A 15,876-nucleotide genomic window follows, 5' to 3' on the forward strand; every position below is an offset into this window, starting at 1 on the left:
CGTTCCCCGTCGTGGTGCCGTGCTCAGCCGAAGGGGCGGTAGTCGCCGCCCGAGGCCGCCTCCCGTAGGCCCGCCACCGCCGCGCTCTCGGCCTTGCCGTAGTTGCCCGAGGACTCGCGCACCTTGCCCGCCAGCTCCCTCAGCGCGCTCCCGATGACCCCGGTCTGGACCTTCCATGCGAAGTTGAAGTCCCGGTAGGCCGGTTCGACGTCCTCACCGCCGAGCGCGTCCGCGCTGTAGCAGACCGGGTCGACGGCCGCCGCGGTGATCTTGTGCTGATCGTCGGCGGCCTTGTCCAGCGCCTTCGCCTGCCCCTCAACTCCCCCGGCCTGGATCGCGTAGCCCGAACCGTCCGCCATGGCTCCCACCCCGCGTGTGCTTCTCCTACGCCGTCCGTGTGACGACGTTCGAGCACCCTACGGACCGGTTCGAGGTCGGATCAATGCCTGCGACTTCTGAATCCGCTTGCTGTTGCAGACTCATGACAGACCGTCCGCTGAGAGTGAGAGCCGGTTGGCGCCGGTTGGCCCGAACCCTCGACTACCACCGGGCGTGGCCGGCTGCCTGCGCTTGGCCGTCGTCGATCCGTCTGCCCCGACCGGCGGGCAGCGCAGATCCCTCCACGTCCTGCAAGCCGTGGTGAAGCCGCTGTTCCCGCCTGCGAACCCATCGGACCCGTAGGGCACGGCACTGTTCCGGGAGTCCGCTCACTCGGGGCGGTTGCGCAGGCGCTCGTCGGACTCGCGCAGGGACTGGATGCACCGCTCGGCGGTGGCCGCGTCGGGGCAGTAGTAGGTGCAGTCGGACTTGGCGATGGGGGTCTGGTCGGCGCGGCGGGCCGCGTCGGCGTCCTCCCCGGTCAGGACACGGACCCGGGTCACCAGGTCCTCGCGGGTGGCGATCTCTTCGAGGATGGTCACGGCGTTGTGCTCCTCTCCCCGTCCACCTGCGCAGACGCGATCGAGTAGTAGGTCGGGCCGGTCTGAGTACCCGTACTCAGGCCGGCCCGGCCGTGGCTGTCGGAGCATGGGGGCATTCGCCCAGCAGCGACCCGGAGGATCGACATCACCGCCGTCGCGCCCGCTTTCCGGGCCGGCTCACGTCGCAGCAGCTCCAGGACGAGGTCACCGCGCGCATCCGCCATCAACCACGGCAGCCCGCTTCGCTAGAGTTTCACGCCGTCACACTCACTTCCACGGGGATTACTTCATGCGTACCACCTTTCCGCTGCGTGCGGCCCTGCCGACGACCGCAGCGCTCGCCCTGATGCTGACCGCCTGCGGGCCGGACCAGAGCGGCGGCGACGCCGCCGGCACCACGCCGTCCTCGGCCCCGGCCAGCGCGAGCGCGGCCTCCAGTCCTGGCACCGGCTTCGGCGGCCGGACGGACACCAGCACGAGTGCGCCGACCATCACGGCTTCCACCTCCGTCCCCACCCAGGCCGGATCGAGTCCGGGCGCCACCACGGGCAGCCGCTTCCCGGACGCACTGGCCGTGGGCGCCAAGGCCCAGGGCACGTTCGCCGACCATGAGAAGGGCGACATCTCGGTCGGCATCGCCATGACGGGCGTGGTCAAGGGCGACAGCGCCGACCTGGCCAAGTTCCTCAAGCCGGAGGACCTGGCCGGGAAGACGCCGTACTACGTGAACGTCACCTACACCCACACCGGTGGCAACGGGATCTTCGAGCCCTACTTCAACCTGCAACTGCGGGCGATGGTCAGCGACACCGATCAGGCGCGCAAGGTCGACCTGCTCAGCGCCTTCCCGAAGTGCGAGAGCGACGTCCCGCAAGGCGGCAAGGACTTCGTCAAGGGCCAGAGCGAGCACGAGTGCGCGATCTACCTGGCGCCGGCCGACAAGCCGCTGACGTACCTGCTGTGGATCGACAAGAGCGGCACACCGCTCGCCTGGAAGGCGAGCTGACGATACCGCCGGTGTGGCGCGCGAGCCGGTCTCGCGTGCCACACCCGCTCGCGAGAGGTTCCCGGAGCCCGCCCCGGCGTCGAGCGGGTGGCCGGCCGCCGCGGTGTCCCGCTGCGCCTGTCCGGTCTGCCGGCCCGGCACGTTTCCAGGATCCCCGACAGCGTCAGGCACTGACCCCGGCGGGTGCGGCGAAGCGGGCTCCCCGGAAGGAGCCGGGCAAGCCACCTCGGCGGCTGACCCCGCAGGTAGGGGAGAACCAGTCGTCCCCGATCACGGGCATCCGACGGGCAGGCTGACCCCCGCAGACGCGGGAAAGACGCCATGGGGACGTCCGCGACACACCACCCGTCAGAGCGCCCGTGGTGCCCTCCTCTGCGAGCGATCACGCAGAGCCCCGGCCGGTGTCTCGGCCCGGCTGTCCCACGGCGAGACCCTAGGACGACTCGCCGACGAGGATCCGGCCGTCGACCGTACCGAGGAGGAGCCGGCCGGGGGCGGACGCGGTGAGGGCGAGGACCGTCGTCGGAATCCCGTCGACCGTGACGTCGGTGCGCCAGCGCAGCGTGCCGTCGGTCGCGTCGAGGGCGACGACCTCGCCCGAGGTGAAGGCGGCGAAGACGGTCTCCCCGTCCGAGTCGAGCGCCGTCACGGGATGGTCGGCGGTGAACACCCACTGCGGCAGGCCGTCCGGAAAACCACGGCGGGCGACGAACGTACGGTCGGGCTGCGGCCCGTGCGAGTGGTGGATCTCGCCGGCGTGGACCAAGGCGCCGCCTGTGCCGTCGCCGCCCACCAGGCGCACGGCCGGGCCGCCGAGCACGTGACCGGAGCGCACCGCGTCCCACGCGAGCGGAAACAGCCGTCTGACCGCCGGCTTGCCGCTGCCGTCTGTCACAGGGTCGACGGCGACGACCCACTTGTCCTCCCAGTACTTCTTCTTCCCTCCCTGGAGGAAAAGGAGTTCGGGACTGCGCCGGACCGCGAAAAACGTGTTGACGCAGTCGTAGCCGCCCAGCGCGGGCCCGGCGGACCGCGTGCCCTCCGGAGTCAGCAGGACCGTCGGGGTGTTCGGCCTGTCATGGCGGGTGTTGCGCAGGGCGATCCGGCCGTCGCGGGCGGCGGTCAGGGCAGCGGGGAACGTGGCCTCGACGGTGTCGAGGGTGGCGCCGTCGGCGAGGGAGAGCCGTTCGACGACGCTGGGAACATCCTCCCAACCGGTGCCGTCGACCCAACGGTTCGGGCCGTGCATGCCGACCCAGGCCGACTTCCGGTCGGGATGGACGTGGAGTTCACGCGCCCCGTCGGGATCGGGGAGCGACCACTCCGCCCCGCCCGAGGGCAGCCAGCTCTCCAGCTTCGTGCCGTCGAGCACGCCCAGCACCCGGCCGTCGTCCAGCTGCTCCACCGCCCGCACCTGCCGCCGCAGCGACCACGACGTCCCCCGAGCTTCGGCGAGCCCGGCGACCGTCTCCCGGGCGACCCGGTTGACATCGGCGGGGCGGCGTACGGCCTCGACGCGCGGACCGAGGAGTTCGTTGGAGGGGATGCCGCGACGTATGACGGAGCGCCAGTCGTCGCGCTCGACGACGGCGGCGAAGCCGTGGGTCTCGGGTGAGTCGTCCGAGTCGTCGTCGCACGGGGCCACGACCAGCTCCAGCGCGCAGCCGTCCTCCCGCCAGCGAACCCGGCGGACCTCTCGGCAGTGCTTCAGAGCGGAGACGACCGTGTCCTTCTCCAGATCGATGAGCAGCAGCTCCCCCTCGTACTGGTAGCCGCCGTCGTACGCACCGGTGCCGACGGCGAGCAGCGGGAGGTCCGGGTGGAAGGCGACGTCGAGCACCGGCCAGTGGCTGGGGACCAGTCGTCGGCAGTCGAGGTCGTCGAGCCCGTAGACGCCGACGCGGTAGCCACGCCAGCGATCGAGGGACCGGCCGTGCCAGTACAGGCTGCCGACACTGCCACCGATGGCGACCAGCCCTCGCACGTCGTCCCGTGCGGCGACCCGGGGCTGGCCGATCTCGGCGAACGGGCCGCTGCCGAGGACGCGGCGGATGTGCAGGGGCTCAGACATCGGGGGCCTCCGGGTAGATCGTCGACAAATGATCCCACGTCACAACGGGAACCAGGTCGGCGGCGGTCGGACGGCCGGACGGCTGGACGGCACTCGGCGGGAACATGCTCGGAGGGGGCGCTGCCCGCGGCCTGGCCGGACCCGCGCCACCAGGAGGGTGACGCCCGCTACCCGATGGGCGCCATCGCCGGACAGAGACGGAAGATCGGCCGACACACGGCCGCGTCCCGGTAGGCCCACACGGTACGACCTGCGGTTCGCGCTTCCCTTCGCGTCGACATGCCAGTGCCCCTCCCCGCCTGCCCGGCGGGGAGGGGCACCGAGGGCGTGTCAGCCGTTGGGCGTCAGCAGACGGTTGGCCAGCGCGTCCGCGAGGCGGTAGGCCTCGTCGGCCGAGAGGGTGCGACAGATGGCGTCTGCCAGCTCCTCGACGTTGTGCCAGTCGACGTTACCGAGCTCCGCCTGCGGGGCGGCCGCCGGCTGTTCGTCCGACGGGGCCACGGCCCGCTGCTCCGGCATCGGGAGGGCCTCGGAATTTTCCGCGGAAAATCGGTCGGCGCTCGGAGCGGGTTCAGGGCTCGGAAGCGGGCTGCGGGGAGCGGGCTCCGACGCGGTGGCGACGGGAGCCGGCGGCTCCGTCGGCGACGGCACCACGTCAGCGGCCGGTCGAGCCACGGGCGCAGCGGGTTGCTGCACCGTAGCCGGCTGCTGCACCATAGCCGGCTGCGGAGCCGGTGCGGCAGCAGGCGCCTTGGCCGTGGCCTTGGCCTCCACCCTCGCCGCGCGCTTGGCCGCGACGGCGTCGGCGTCGGCCTGGAGCAGCTGCTCCAGCTCCGACGTCTGCTCGGCCAGGGACATCTCCTCGATGCCCTTCACCGAACCCAGCCGACGCGCGACGTTGATGGAGACACCCTCCTCGCCGCGCGCCTTGGCCCGCACCTGGCGCTGCAGCTCCGGGTGGAGCTTCAGCAGGTTCTTGCGGTGCGAGATCCAGCTCTGGGACCAGCCCTCCGCTTCGGCGGCCTCCTTGGCGGTCGGGTACTGCGCCACGATGAGCAGGACGGCGTTGGCCTCCTCGATCGGGTCGAAGTCCTTGCGCGCCATGTTCTCGTCGAGCGCCGCCCGCAGCAGGGTCGCCTTGGACTCCGCCACCGAGTCGTCGACGACGACCAGCAGCTGCTCGCGCCCGTACAGCTGCGCTGCGGCCCGCCGGCGGTTGCCGTTGACGATGACCACGTCCTTCGCTCCCGCGCCCAGCGTCTGCCGGTCCTCCGGCCAGAGGCGGAGGTAGGCGGCCGGGGTGACGGCGAGGCAGCTCTGCAGCTGGCGGTCCTTGATGCTCGCCAGGTCGGAGAGGTCCCCCAGTTCGTCACGCGGGTTGCGCGGGTTGGGCAGGCAGTTGGCGGTGGGGACCCACCGGGCCGGGCTGTCCTTGGCGCTCTCCTTGGTGCTCTCCACCCCCGGGGCGTCGACGACCGGGTCCGCGGCCATCGAGGCGAAGGAGACGCGACGGCCTGCCATCAGCGACCCCCGTACCCGAGCTCGAGGGACAGACGGAAGAAGTCCTCGCGGGCCCGGTAGGCGGTACCGCTCTCCTTGTACTGGGTGACGACCGTTCCCTCGGCCACCGCCCGGGAGTGGATCTTGTACCGGCGCAGGACGGTCTTGGCGCGGGGCCATCCCCTCGCGGCGATGTACGCCTCGGTGTCCTCGAGGTCGGCACGGCCGTCCCGGGGGTCCCAGTTGTTGATGACGACCCGGTAGGGGATGTCCATCGGCTCGATGACCTTCTGGATGGTCCGGGCCGTCGGGTCGAAACACAGCGGCTCGGTGATCATCGGGACCAGGACGTCGTCCGCGATCTCCAGTGCCCGGCGAAGGATCTCCTCGTCGGCCAGGGTGCCCGGCGTGTCGATGAAGATGTGTTCGTACTCGTCCTTCGCGCCGAGGACGTCGAAGGTGCACGCGGCGAGGTTGACCGTGGTGGTGGTCTTGCCGACGCCGCCCTTCTGGTTGGCGATGACGTGGATCTTCGCGCCGGTCTTCTTGAGGTGGACCAGCTGGTCGGCTTGGTCGTGCGCCGCCATGAAGTCGAAGGGCAGGTTGTCCCCTACCCGCTCGGCCCAGACGACCGCGGACCCCTGGGGGTCGGTGGACACGACAAGCACAGATGGCTTCATGATGTTCCGTTCTCTCCGTGGGCTTCCCGGGCGGTGCGCCCGGTACTGCGGATGCCCGCCACTCAAAGCCGTGGGCGGCGGACGGGAACAGCATTCCAGATGATCGACTCGGAACCTGACACGACCCGCGTGTGATGGGGCACAACGGCGGGCTCGCGGGGTCTGGGGTTTCCGGGAAACCCGACTGTTCCTCTGGCCGTCCGCCCGGCTTTCGGTTTCCGGGGTGTGGTGTTGTCGAGGTGGCGGAGGGGGGAACGGAATCTGCGAGGGTGATTGCTTGAGATTGTGGTTTTGGGCGGCGAGGCTCTTGTGAAGTCGGCTGGTCCGTTTGGGGCGGGGGGTTCTCTGTATGCGGAGCTTGAGGTGCTCGACGCCGTGACGCGAGGAAGCGTGGCACGATGTCCGGTGTTGCTTGACGGCTCGGCAGGTCGGTCCGGCAGCGGCTGACATCTGGGCCACCCGGTACGGCCAAGAAGTTGCAAAGGCGTTACATCGCCGCACGCCAGGAAGTCTCCTCCCCGCACCTGCGGAGGGGGCAGGTGTACGGCCTGTCCACGGAGTTGGGGCTGACTCTCCTCCCCGAACCTGCGGAGGGGGCAGCCGTCCGCACGGTCCGCCGCTACCAGGACGCACTGGCCGAGGCGATCGGGTGCCTGGCTGCCGGACGTGACCCCGCTCGTGACGTGCCGATCCGCCGCATCCGGCACAACCCCGGCTCCCGCCTGGCCAGATCGCGCAGCCGCCCCGTCACCTCGTCCACCGCGGGCACCAGCTCCCCGCCCGGCACCAACTCCGCCCAGCCGGCCAGCCGCTCATCCAGATCGGAAAGGACACCAGTCACAACGAACACCCCTCTCTGCAAGCGGTTTCCTGCCGGACCTCACGAGCATCCTGCCCGACCCCGGCGGCTGGCGGTGGACGTTGGTGAAGCTGCTCGACGGCATCCTGACGACGGACCAGGTCATCCGGATCACGGGAGCCAAGCACCCGGACGTCCCGACCGCCAAGGCTGAGCGCCCGCTCACCGACCTGGACCCGGGCCGGGCGCATCCCCAGGACACCGTCACCAACGGCCCGCCCGCCGACATGGCCACCGACGCCGCCCGAAGCCGTCGTGATCGTTATCCGAGTGCACGGTCCGCAGCGATCCTCATGCGGAAGACTGTGCGCGTGGCCCTTCCCGAACCGCTCGCCGCTGCTGAAGAGATTCACGCTCACCTTGTCGATCAGCTCAACCTGCGCTCCGTCGGCCCGGGATGTACGGGGGCGAGACGGCTCTTCGGCTCCTGTTCGACCACCTGCTGTTCGTTGAACGCCAGCCCGAAGCGTTCGCCCGGCAGCAGCGGGCCTGGAAAGGGCGCGGGGTCTGGACTGCTACCGGCGTCGCCGGTGTCTTCCAGGACTTGCTCCCCGAGCACGACGACGAGCACGACACTGCCTCGGTGTACGCGGAGTTCGCGCAGCAACGTGGCTGGCTCAAGCCGGACAGCGTTCTCGCGGAGGACGCGTACGCGGCCCTCACGGGTTGTGTCCGGCAGTGGGCCACGGTGGATCGTACCTGGGCGGACGTGACGTCCGAGTTCGGCCCTCCCTCTGTGACGTTCGGAGGAAACAATCCTCTGTATGGAAAGGCGCTCGGCTACCTCGGCGAGGACCCGCAGCAGCCGATGGTGGTCTTCCACCTGTGGAACGGCAGCGATCCAGGGGCCGTGTCATGGCCGCCCGAGCACGAGCAACCCCTCCTTCTCGCGGTGCGCTTCGGCACGGGCTCGTTCCGCCGATCGTTCACCTTCACCCCGGAGGGTGAGCGAAGGAAGCCGACGACCGCTGACCCTCGCCTGTCGCAGTAGCCGGTTCGGACGCGAGCGAGAGATCGGATTCGTGTCACCCGCAGGGGAATTCTCCGGGCGGTGACACGGCCTCCGCCGGCTCGCCCGTCTCCGCTGCACACCGTGACCACGTCTGGGGCGCCTGCTCCGCCGGAGCGGGCCCCACGCGTCCCCGGCTATGCCGTCGTCCGGAACGAGCCCGACGCCGCCAGGAGAGCCGGCGCCCCCAGGGCCAGCACGGCGCCGGCCGCGCACGCCCACGCCGCTCGTCGCCGGTGCCGGCGCTGTACGCGAGCTCGGCGGCGGGCCGGTAGACCCCGGCGCCGCCCGGGTTCCGCAGTCGGTGCGGCACGCGCCACCCTCGACTGCGGAACCCGCGGTCATCGTGAACTGTGGATGCCGGAGGGGTCGCCGGGGAGGGCCTTGCCACCGGGGTCCTTATGGTGGCCGGGAGACGCGGTCGGCGATGGCTTGGGGGCGGCGTTCTGCCCGTTCTGTCCGTCCTTGCCGTCCTTGCCGTTCTGTCCCTCCCTGCCTTCTCTGCCCTCCCTGCCTTCTCTTCCGTCCCTTCCGTCCTTGCCGTCCTTCCCCTCCCTGCCTTGCAGGCCAGGGGGGCCGGGCGGGCCAGGCGGGCCGGAGGGGCCGGGCACGACGTGCTCTGGCTGCGGATAGCCGATGTGCTGCACTTGCAGATCGTCGATCTGCATTTTCTGGGAGACGAGCGCAGCCGACTGCACGACGAGCGCGGCGATCAGTGATCCGCGGAGCATGAAATGCCGCCACGGCTTTCGTGGAATTCCCTTGACGATGCTCACATGATCCCTCACGTTGTGCGACGGCAGCAGTGTAAGTGACGAGGCGTCGAATTCGGCGGATCTCCTCGTCGAGGGTCCGTTTCGCGGCGGAACCGGCCGTGCGGTGTCGTCCGAGGTGGGAGCGGCTTCGCCGGGTCGGTGGGGGATGGCCGACGGGTCAGTGGGGGTTGCTCTTGGGGGCTGTTCTTCTCGGGCGGGCCGGTGCCTGCCGCCGGTCGGATTCCTATGTGGCCGATGCCGCGACACCGAGTACGCCCTGCTGACAATTCCGGTGAATATGTTCACCATTGCAGATATGCGAGAGATTATGTGATGAGTGGTATCGCGGATATGGGAGGGACCCCGGGATGGGGTTCCGTTCATCCGCCGAGACGCGATGAACCCGTCTCCGAGGATCCCCGGCAGGGAAAGGCATTCGCGCCTGCGCTCCTCTCCGGCCGCGTTGCGTGCGGCGGCATCGACACGGACGCCTTCCGCGCCCGGGCATGAGCCTGGATACGCCCGCCCATCAGGACAGTCGGCCGAAACCTCGCGGAGCAGTACCTGACCGCGACATCGAAACCGGACCGCCCGGGCACCGACTCAGCTGAGCCGGCGCCCGGGCGGTCCGGGGTGTTCGGGTGTGCGGAGGTTCGCGTCGTGCGGTCAGACGGCGATCCGTTCGGTCCGCTCCGCCTGGAGGTCGGTGGGCTGCTCGGCGGTGGCGGAGGTGTTCTCCCGGGGTGCGGGGAGCACGGCCATGATCACGCCGGAGATCACGATGGTCGCCGCCCAGGCGAGCCCGTACTTGCCGACGGGAGTGCCGGAGAGCGGGCCGGCGAACCAGTCGCACTTGGTGAAGGCGAGCCCGATCAGCAGCGCGAGCACCCAGGAGACCATCGCCTGCCAGCAGAAGCCGCCCGTGTACCAATAGCGGCTGTTCCTGCTGGTGTCCATCAGAGCGGCGGCGTCGTAGCGCACCGCACGCGACCGGCGCCGGAACATGTCCACCGCGTAGACGCCGATCCACGCCGAGAAGGAGACGGCGAGCAGGATCAGGAAGGTGATGAAGGAGCCCAGGAAGCTCTTGGCGACCAGCATCAGCAGCAGGCCGCCGACCAGCGAGATCACGGCGTTGATGCTGACGGCCAGGGCGCGCGGCAGCCTGACGCCCATGGTCTGCGCGGTGAAGCCGGCCGAGTACATGGAGAGGCTGTTGATCAGCAGCATGCCCACGATCGCCGTCAGCAGGTAGGGCACGGCCAGCCAGGTCGGCAGCAGGTCACCGAGGAAGGAGACCGGGTCCGCGGCCTGGGCCAGGCCGGGCGAGGCCACCGCCATTACGGCACCCATCAGCACCATCGGCACCATCACCAGGCCGGCACCGGAGACCGTCACGCCGACGATCTTCTTGCCGGAGGCGGCGTGCGGCAGGTAGCGGGCGAAGTCCGGGCCGGTGGGGACCCAGCTGATGCCACCGGCGGCGATGGTCCCGATGCCGGCGATCATCATCGCGGTGGTACCCGCGGGCTTGGAGAAGACCTCGCTCCAGTGGATGGTGGCGACCAGGTAGCCCAGCACCAGCACGCTGAAGACGCCGAAGAGGTACGTCGACCAGGTGTTGCAGACGTTCAGCGCCTTGCGGCCCATGCCGGAGACCAGGAAGGTGCAGGCGACGAAGGCGAAGAGCGTGATCACGATCAGCGCGGTGTTGCTCTTGACGCCGAAGAGCAGGTCGAGGACGGTCAGCACGGCGTAGGCGCCGGTGACGGCGTTGATGGTCTCCCAGCCGAACCGGGCGATCCAGAGGATCGCGCCGGGGAAGAGGTTCCCGCGCACCCCGAAGGTGGCCCGCGAGAGGGTCGCGCCCGGCGCCCCGCCCCACTTCCCGGAGACCGACAGCACGCCGACCATGCCGAACGAGACGAGCGCGGCGAACGCCGCGACGATCAGGACCTGCCAGAAGTTCAACTCGTTGAACACCACCAGGGCGGCGCCCATGGTGAGGAGCAGGACGCTGATGTTCGCCGCGACCCAGGTCGGGAAGAGCTCGCGGACTCTGCCCCCGCGCTCGTGGTCGGGGACGGGTTCGATACCGCGTGTCTCTATCGCGCCGTCGGTCTCGGCGGTGGACGGGTTGTCCATGAAGGTGGCTCCGTGCGTGTGAAGCGGGAGATGAATCGGGCAAATGGAATATCTATGGAACTCTTCGCGCGTAGCGCGGGAGTTGAGTCATCCTACTTTGTCCCCTTCGGTGCCAGGCTCAGCCCGGCGCCTGAGGGGGAGGACCTTGATGCCCTGACCGCCTGAGGCCACGACACCACCGGACTGACGAGGCCCGGCGACGACGAGTGCCTATGTCACCGGCCTGTCCTGGGGCGGCTGCCGGGACCCTGGCGACCCGCCCTTCTGAACCTCCTGCGTCAGCGCGTCGTGGTCGATGGCCAACGCGGTGTTCGACGCGACAGGGCGGCGGGTGCGGGACCTTCCGATCGCGCCCGGAAAACTCCTGGATCCCCGTATGTGAGCTCCGGGACCGTCTGGGACATACCGCCGTCTCTGGGTGTGGCCAACGGTCCTGACTCACTTCCGGTGGCGACGGGCAGTGGTGATCGCTACTCGCAGTACATAGGAATTAAAGCCTCATGCAGGAAAAGGGCTACCAAAACGCCCAGTCGGTATTCCAGCTGTAGGTCTTGATCTCGTCGGCGAAATTCGACACGGGGACAGGTGCGGCCACCCGTCGATCTCGTGAGTGTCGCGGACTAGTCATGAGACGGTGGCCCGACGTATATCTGCGACGCTTGCCGGCTTCTGACGGTAGGTTGATCAGATGCGTTTGACAAAGTATGGCCATGCCTGTGTACGCCTCGAGGACGGCGACCGGGTACTCGTGATCGACCCGGGCACCTTTTCTGAAATGGAAGCCCTGTCCGGCGCCACTGCCGTGCTCATCACCCACGAGCACGAGGACCACATCGACGTCGGCAAGCTCGCCGCAGCCCGGGAGAGCAATCCCGCGCTGACCGTCCACACCCATGCCACCCTCGCCGCAGCCCTCGGCAACGGCGCGACCGCCGTCGCAGCGGGAGACACCTTCACCGCGGCCGGGTTCACCGTGCGCGCCGTCGGCGGCTTGCACGCCGAGATCATCGACGGCCTGCCCGGCTGTCCCCACCTCGGTTTCATCGTCGACGGCGTCTACCACCCCGGGGACTCCCTGTTCGTCCCCGCCGAACCGGTTGACACCCTGCTCGTGCCGGCGTCCGGTCCATGGCTGAAGCTCCGTGAGGCCATCGAGTTCGTCCGCGCCGTACGACCGGCTCGGGCGTTCCCCATCCACGACGCCAATCTCAGTGACATCGGGATGGAGAACTTCGACGGATGGCTGATGGGGGAAGACGGGACTGACTACGCCCGCATCCCGCCGGGCGAGTCGGTCGACCTCAAGGAGCCCGGCTCCCGGCCGTGATCCCCACCTTCCGGATCCGAAGCCGCCGTCGGCGATATGCCCGGGACCGACACTCAGGAACTCCTCGCGCCGGGCGGCGGCTTCGTGGAGCGCGGCCTGGCGGGCTGCGGCGTTCTCGCACATCCGGCGGCGCGGCTCCTGGTAGTCACCCCTCATACTCCAGTGCGATTGTGCGATCTATGCGCTTGAGAGAGTGGCGACCTGGCTGTTCTCGATCCGCTCGGCGGTGCCGCTGTACTGCCGCGGCACGTCCGACGATTCAGCCCTGGAGGGAAGCGAGCCAGGCTGTCAGCAGGCGGTTGACCTCCTCGGGACGCTCCTGCTGGATCCAGTGCCCGCAACCGTCCAGGATGTGGCTGGAGGTCAGACCGGGGAGGGTGGCCGGGAAGGCGTCGATCGCGTCGGCCATCCAGGTCGTGGAGGCGTCCAGGGCGCCGCCGATGAACAGGGACGGCTGCTTGATCGGGGCGCCGGCGTACTGGCCGAGGTCCTCCCAGTCGCGGTCCATGGCGCGGTAGCGGTTGAGGGCCCCGGTCATGCCGGTGCGCTCGAACTCCCCGGCGTACGCGTCGAGGTCGTCCTCGGTGAGCCAGGCGGGCAGCTTGCCGTCGGGGAAGCGGTCGCGCAGCCGGCCGCCGGTGCGGGCCACGAAGTGCGGGTCGGGCTCGCCGTGGGCGGGCATGGTGTCGGCGGACAGGGCCGCGTAGAAGCCCGCGAGCCAGCCCCGGAGGTCGGGCTCCATCTCCGCTTCGGCCCGGCCGGGCTCCTGGAAGTACGAGACGTAGAACTCCTGGTCGCCGCCCATCTGCGCGAAGACGTCGGTGGGGCGGGGGCCGCCGGGCGGCGCGTACGGGACGCTCAGCAGTCCGACGGCGCGGAAGACCTCGGGGTGGAGCAGGGCGGAGGCCGCCGCGATGTTGGAGCCCCAGTCGTGCCCGACGACCACCACCCTCTCCTCGCCCAGGGCGCGCACCAGGGCGACGTTGTCCTCCACGAGGTCGAGCATCCGGTAGGCGTCCGTCGCGGCCGGCTTGGAGGAGCGGCCGTAGCCGCGCACGTCGAGCGCCACGGCCCGGTACCCCGCTGCCGCGAGGGCCGGGAGTTGGCGGCGCCAGGAGTACCAGGACTCGGGGAAGCCGTGGACGAGCAGGACCATCGGTCCGGTGCCCTGCTCGACCAGGTGCAGGCGCCCGGCGGGTGCCTCGATGGTGCGGTGGCGCAGGTCGGCGGACGGCGCGGGCTGGTGCATCGCTTCTCCTCGGTTCACAGGCGGCCGCGGTTACCCACCGATCATGCGGCGCGACGGCCGCCCGATGCGAACACCCTTGCCATTCTGGCAAACTGGCAGGACAGGGCGGTGGAGGCGGCACGACCGGAGGGAGCGGGGCGACGGTGACGGACGACGGCATAGCCGACACGCTGGCGGCCATGGGCCCCCGGCTGCGGACCGCGCGCGAGCAGCGCGGCGCCACACTCACCGGCGTCAGCCGCGCGACCGGCATCTCGCTGAGCACGCTGTCGCGGATCGAGACCGGCCGGCGCAAACCGACCCTGGAGGTGCTGCTGCAACTCGCGAAGGCGTACGGCATCTCCCTGGACGACCTGGCCGGCACCGCACCCGTCGCACCCGTCGCCGCGGCCGGACCGCGCACCCGGATGCCGCAGCGTCCCGGCGACGACAAGGCGGTGCTGCCGCTGACCCGGTACGTGGGGGGCCTGCACGTCCACAAGCACGTCCTGCCCGCCGTCGACGCGCCGCCGGCGCGGCCGCGGCAGGTCTCCCACGACGGGTACGAATGGCTGTGCGTCCTGTACGGGCGGCTGTGGCTGGCGCTCGGCGAGCAGGACCTCGTCCTGAGCGCCGGGGACGTCGCCGAGTTCGGCACCCGCACCGCCCACGGAGTCGCGAACGCCGGACCCGGCGGACCGGTCGAATACCTGGTCATGTTCGGACCGCAGGGAGAGCGCCTACGACCGCGCACCCCAGCCCTCGGCCGCGGGGCCCCCACATGAGCCCGAATCGACCACCCCACAACCCCGAAGCGACGCCCAGCCGGCCGAGCCGGGCGGCGAGATCCTGCTCGGGCGTTGCAGGCCCGGCCGCAGTCGCCCAGGGCGACGCGGCGGCGTCCGAAGGCTGAACGCGGCCGTGGTCCCCGGCACTTGGCCGGGGACCACGGCGGCCACTTCGATCCCGTCCGCGAGGAGGGAAACCCGGCCAGGTGCCGGCGGTGGCAACCGGCCGACGCCGTGCCACCCCCGTGTCGTCGCCCGTGCGGGTGACAGGGTGGCCGTGTGCTGGCGGTAGCGGTTCGCGCCGTGGGGTACTGGGCGGGTGCGTATCAGGAGGACGGCTCTCGTCGGGGCCGCCATGCTCGCCCTGCTCACGGCGGTGCCCGCCCACGCGGCCTCGACGCCGACGGCGCGCGGTGTCCACCGCCCGGACGGCGTCGTGGATCCGGAGGTGCTCAGACGGCAGGCGACGCTCGACCGGCTCGTCGAGGCCATCACCGGGGTGCCCGAGCAGCACCGCGCGACGGTGCCCGGCTACGCCGGGCACACCATCGACCCGCAGCAGGGCCTCCTGACGCTGTACTGGCACGGCGACGTGCCCGAGCGCATCACCGGCCTCCTGGCGCACACCCCGCCGGGGATCACCGCGACCGTCCTGCAGGCGCCCTACACCCTGCGGCAGCTGCGCGAAGCGCGGGACCGGCTCGTCGAGGCCGCCGTACGCGGGGACGCGGGCGCGGTGTGGAACGCGGCCGGGCCCGCTGCGGACGGTACCGGGCTGATCGTCAACTACACCCCCGACAGCGCCCGCCGGCACCGCGTGCTCACCGGCGAGCAGGTCGCCGCGCACGCCGCCGAGCTCGCCGGTGTCCCGGTCGACGCCGGACCCGCGGCCGCCCCGACGGCCACCGCGACCCGCCACAGCGACGCCAGCCCCTGGAGCGCCGGCGCCGAACTCACCGCACCCGGCAACGCCTTCTGCACCTCGGGATTCGGTGCCTGGCGCGGCAAGACCGCCGTCCTGCTCACCGCCGCCCACTGCGGGACCTCCGGCACGTACAGGACCGGTACCGGCGCCGAGATCGGCAAGGCCGCCGACGCCGACACCGGGCTCGACATCACTGTGATCAACATCCACGGCACACCGAGCGGTCGCTTCTACGACGGAGCGTGGGACAACGGGTCCGGCTACTCCAAGCGCGTCTTCGGCGCGGGGCACAACAGCGTCGGCGGCCTGGTGTGCGACAGCGGCGCGATGAGCGGAGTGCACTGCGGGTTGAAGATCACCAAAACGGACTTCGCCGCCAACGTCGACGATGTCTGGCACACCGACATGGACAGCGCCGTGCGCACCGACGACAAGACCATCAGCGTGGCCCAGGGAGACAGCGGCGGGCCGGTCTTCGCCAGCATCAACGGCGGTGAGGACATGCAGGCCAGAGGCATCATGGTCGCCGGCAGCGGCAACAAGGTCGTCTGCGGTCCGGTGGCGGACAGGACCACCTGCTACGACACCGTCCTGTTCACCCCGATCGCACCGGTCATCGACAAGTTCGGCCTCTCGATCGCCTGACACCGTGAAAGGAGGGCA

The 15,876-nt window shown here is 70.5% G+C and carries 13 protein-coding genes; 5 read left to right on the forward strand and 8 right to left on the reverse strand.

The features are described from left to right. Nucleotides 1-23: 23 nt before the first annotated feature. Together ACH4E7_RS31805 and ACH4E7_RS31810 are read right to left on the reverse strand one after the other, a co-directional pair. The gene (locus ACH4E7_RS31805; RefSeq protein WP_396252619.1) at nt 24-359 is read right to left on the reverse strand and encodes a hypothetical protein; all 336 of its coding nucleotides are present in this window, start codon (nt 357-359) and stop codon (nt 24-26) included. Nucleotides 360-707: 348 nt separating this feature from the next. Continuing rightward, on the reverse strand, nt 708-920 hold the full coding sequence (locus ACH4E7_RS31810; protein WP_396252620.1) for a hypothetical protein: 213 nt from the start codon (nt 918-920) through the stop codon (nt 708-710). A 289-nt stretch (nt 921-1,209) separates the two neighbouring features. On the opposite strand from ACH4E7_RS31810, the gene ACH4E7_RS31815 reads away from it, so the two are divergent. Next, nucleotides 1,210-1,926 (forward strand): hypothetical protein, encoded by a 717-nt coding sequence (locus tag ACH4E7_RS31815; protein WP_396252621.1) that lies wholly within the window; start codon nt 1,210-1,212, stop codon nt 1,924-1,926. A gap of 433 nt (nt 1,927-2,359) precedes the next feature. Here ACH4E7_RS31815 and ACH4E7_RS31820 read toward each other — a convergent pair whose 3' ends face one another. From ACH4E7_RS31820 to ACH4E7_RS31830, 3 genes are all read right to left on the reverse strand, one after another. Beyond that, a complete protein-coding gene (locus tag ACH4E7_RS31820) occupies nt 2,360-3,997 on the reverse strand; it encodes a PQQ-binding-like beta-propeller repeat protein (protein ID WP_396252622.1) in 1,638 nt (545 codons plus the stop codon). 330 nt (nt 3,998-4,327) lie between these two features. Then, nucleotides 4,328-5,518 carry a ParB N-terminal domain-containing protein gene (locus tag ACH4E7_RS31825; RefSeq protein ID WP_396252623.1) on the reverse strand — a complete coding sequence of 397 codons (1,191 nt, stop codon included), beginning with the start codon at nt 5,516-5,518 and terminating at the stop codon, nt 4,328-4,330. Then, a complete protein-coding gene (locus ACH4E7_RS31830; RefSeq protein WP_396252624.1) occupies nt 5,518-6,177 on the reverse strand; it encodes a ParA family protein in 660 nt (219 codons plus the stop codon). The genes ACH4E7_RS31825 and ACH4E7_RS31830 overlap by 1 nt, the downstream gene beginning before the upstream one ends. Nucleotides 6,178-7,433: 1,256 nt before the next feature. On the opposite strand from ACH4E7_RS31830, the gene ACH4E7_RS31835 reads away from it, so the two are divergent. Continuing rightward, nucleotides 7,434-8,027, forward strand: coding sequence for a hypothetical protein (locus tag ACH4E7_RS31835; protein WP_396252625.1), 594 nt, complete (start codon nt 7,434-7,436; stop codon nt 8,025-8,027). A 359-nt stretch (nt 8,028-8,386) separates the two neighbouring features. Here ACH4E7_RS31835 and ACH4E7_RS31840 read toward each other — a convergent pair whose 3' ends face one another. Continuing rightward, nucleotides 8,387-8,821 carry a hypothetical protein gene (locus ACH4E7_RS31840; protein WP_396252626.1) on the reverse strand — a complete coding sequence of 145 codons (435 nt, stop codon included), beginning with the start codon at nt 8,819-8,821 and terminating at the stop codon, nt 8,387-8,389. 645 nt (nt 8,822-9,466) lie between these two features. Further along, a complete protein-coding gene (locus tag ACH4E7_RS31845) occupies nt 9,467-10,945 on the reverse strand; it encodes a purine-cytosine permease family protein (RefSeq protein ID WP_396252627.1) in 1,479 nt (492 codons plus the stop codon). Between the two features lie 688 nt (nt 10,946-11,633). Here ACH4E7_RS31845 and ACH4E7_RS31850 point away from each other — a divergent pair. Then, entirely contained in the window at nt 11,634-12,272 is a 639-nt protein-coding gene (locus ACH4E7_RS31850; RefSeq protein ID WP_396252628.1) for an MBL fold metallo-hydrolase, read from the forward strand. 259 nt (nt 12,273-12,531) lie between these two features. Here ACH4E7_RS31850 and ACH4E7_RS31855 read toward each other — a convergent pair whose 3' ends face one another. Beyond that, nucleotides 12,532-13,521 (reverse strand): alpha/beta fold hydrolase, encoded by a 990-nt coding sequence (locus ACH4E7_RS31855; RefSeq protein ID WP_396252629.1) that lies wholly within the window; start codon nt 13,519-13,521, stop codon nt 12,532-12,534. Between the two features lie 179 nt (nt 13,522-13,700). Here ACH4E7_RS31855 and ACH4E7_RS31860 point away from each other — a divergent pair, with 179 nt between their 5' ends. Both ACH4E7_RS31860 and ACH4E7_RS31865 read left to right on the forward strand, forming a co-directional pair. Beyond that, complete coding sequence (locus ACH4E7_RS31860; RefSeq protein ID WP_396252699.1) at nt 13,701-14,285, forward strand: helix-turn-helix domain-containing protein; 585 nt, start codon at nt 13,701-13,703, stop codon at nt 14,283-14,285. A gap of 322 nt (nt 14,286-14,607) precedes the next feature. Next, nucleotides 14,608-15,858, forward strand: a complete 1,251-nt coding sequence (locus ACH4E7_RS31865; protein ID WP_396252630.1) for a S1 family peptidase — start codon at nt 14,608-14,610, stop codon at nt 15,856-15,858. The last annotated feature ends 18 nt before the right edge of the window (nt 15,859-15,876 follow it).

This window comes from Kitasatospora sp. NPDC018058 (assembly GCF_044327205.1).
In the GTDB taxonomy this organism is placed as follows: domain Bacteria; phylum Actinomycetota; class Actinomycetes; order Streptomycetales; family Streptomycetaceae; genus Kitasatospora.

What these genes read in the sequence shown, in the direction of transcription:
- ACH4E7_RS31805 (WP_396252619.1), bottom strand. Translation starts at nt 359, where the DNA reads ATGGCGGACGGTTCGGGCTACGCGATCCAGGCCGGGGGAGTTGAGGGG.
- ACH4E7_RS31815 (WP_396252621.1), top strand. Translation starts at nt 1,210, where the DNA reads ATGCGTACCACCTTTCCGCTGCGTGCGGCCCTGCCGACGACCGCAGCG.
- ACH4E7_RS31820 (WP_396252622.1), bottom strand. Translation starts at nt 3,997, where the DNA reads ATGTCTGAGCCCCTGCACATCCGCCGCGTCCTCGGCAGCGGCCCGTTC.
- ACH4E7_RS31825 (WP_396252623.1), bottom strand. Translation starts at nt 5,518, where the DNA reads ATGGCAGGCCGTCGCGTCTCCTTCGCCTCGATGGCCGCGGACCCGGTC.
- ACH4E7_RS31830 (WP_396252624.1), bottom strand. Translation starts at nt 6,177, where the DNA reads ATGAAGCCATCTGTGCTTGTCGTGTCCACCGACCCCCAGGGGTCCGCG.
- ACH4E7_RS31835 (WP_396252625.1), top strand. Translation starts at nt 7,434, where the DNA reads ATGTACGGGGGCGAGACGGCTCTTCGGCTCCTGTTCGACCACCTGCTG.
- ACH4E7_RS31845 (WP_396252627.1), bottom strand. Translation starts at nt 10,945, where the DNA reads ATGGACAACCCGTCCACCGCCGAGACCGACGGCGCGATAGAGACACGC.
- ACH4E7_RS31850 (WP_396252628.1), top strand. Translation starts at nt 11,634, where the DNA reads ATGCGTTTGACAAAGTATGGCCATGCCTGTGTACGCCTCGAGGACGGC.
- ACH4E7_RS31855 (WP_396252629.1), bottom strand. Translation starts at nt 13,521, where the DNA reads ATGCACCAGCCCGCGCCGTCCGCCGACCTGCGCCACCGCACCATCGAG.
- ACH4E7_RS31860 (WP_396252699.1), top strand. Translation starts at nt 13,701, where the DNA reads ATGGGCCCCCGGCTGCGGACCGCGCGCGAGCAGCGCGGCGCCACACTC.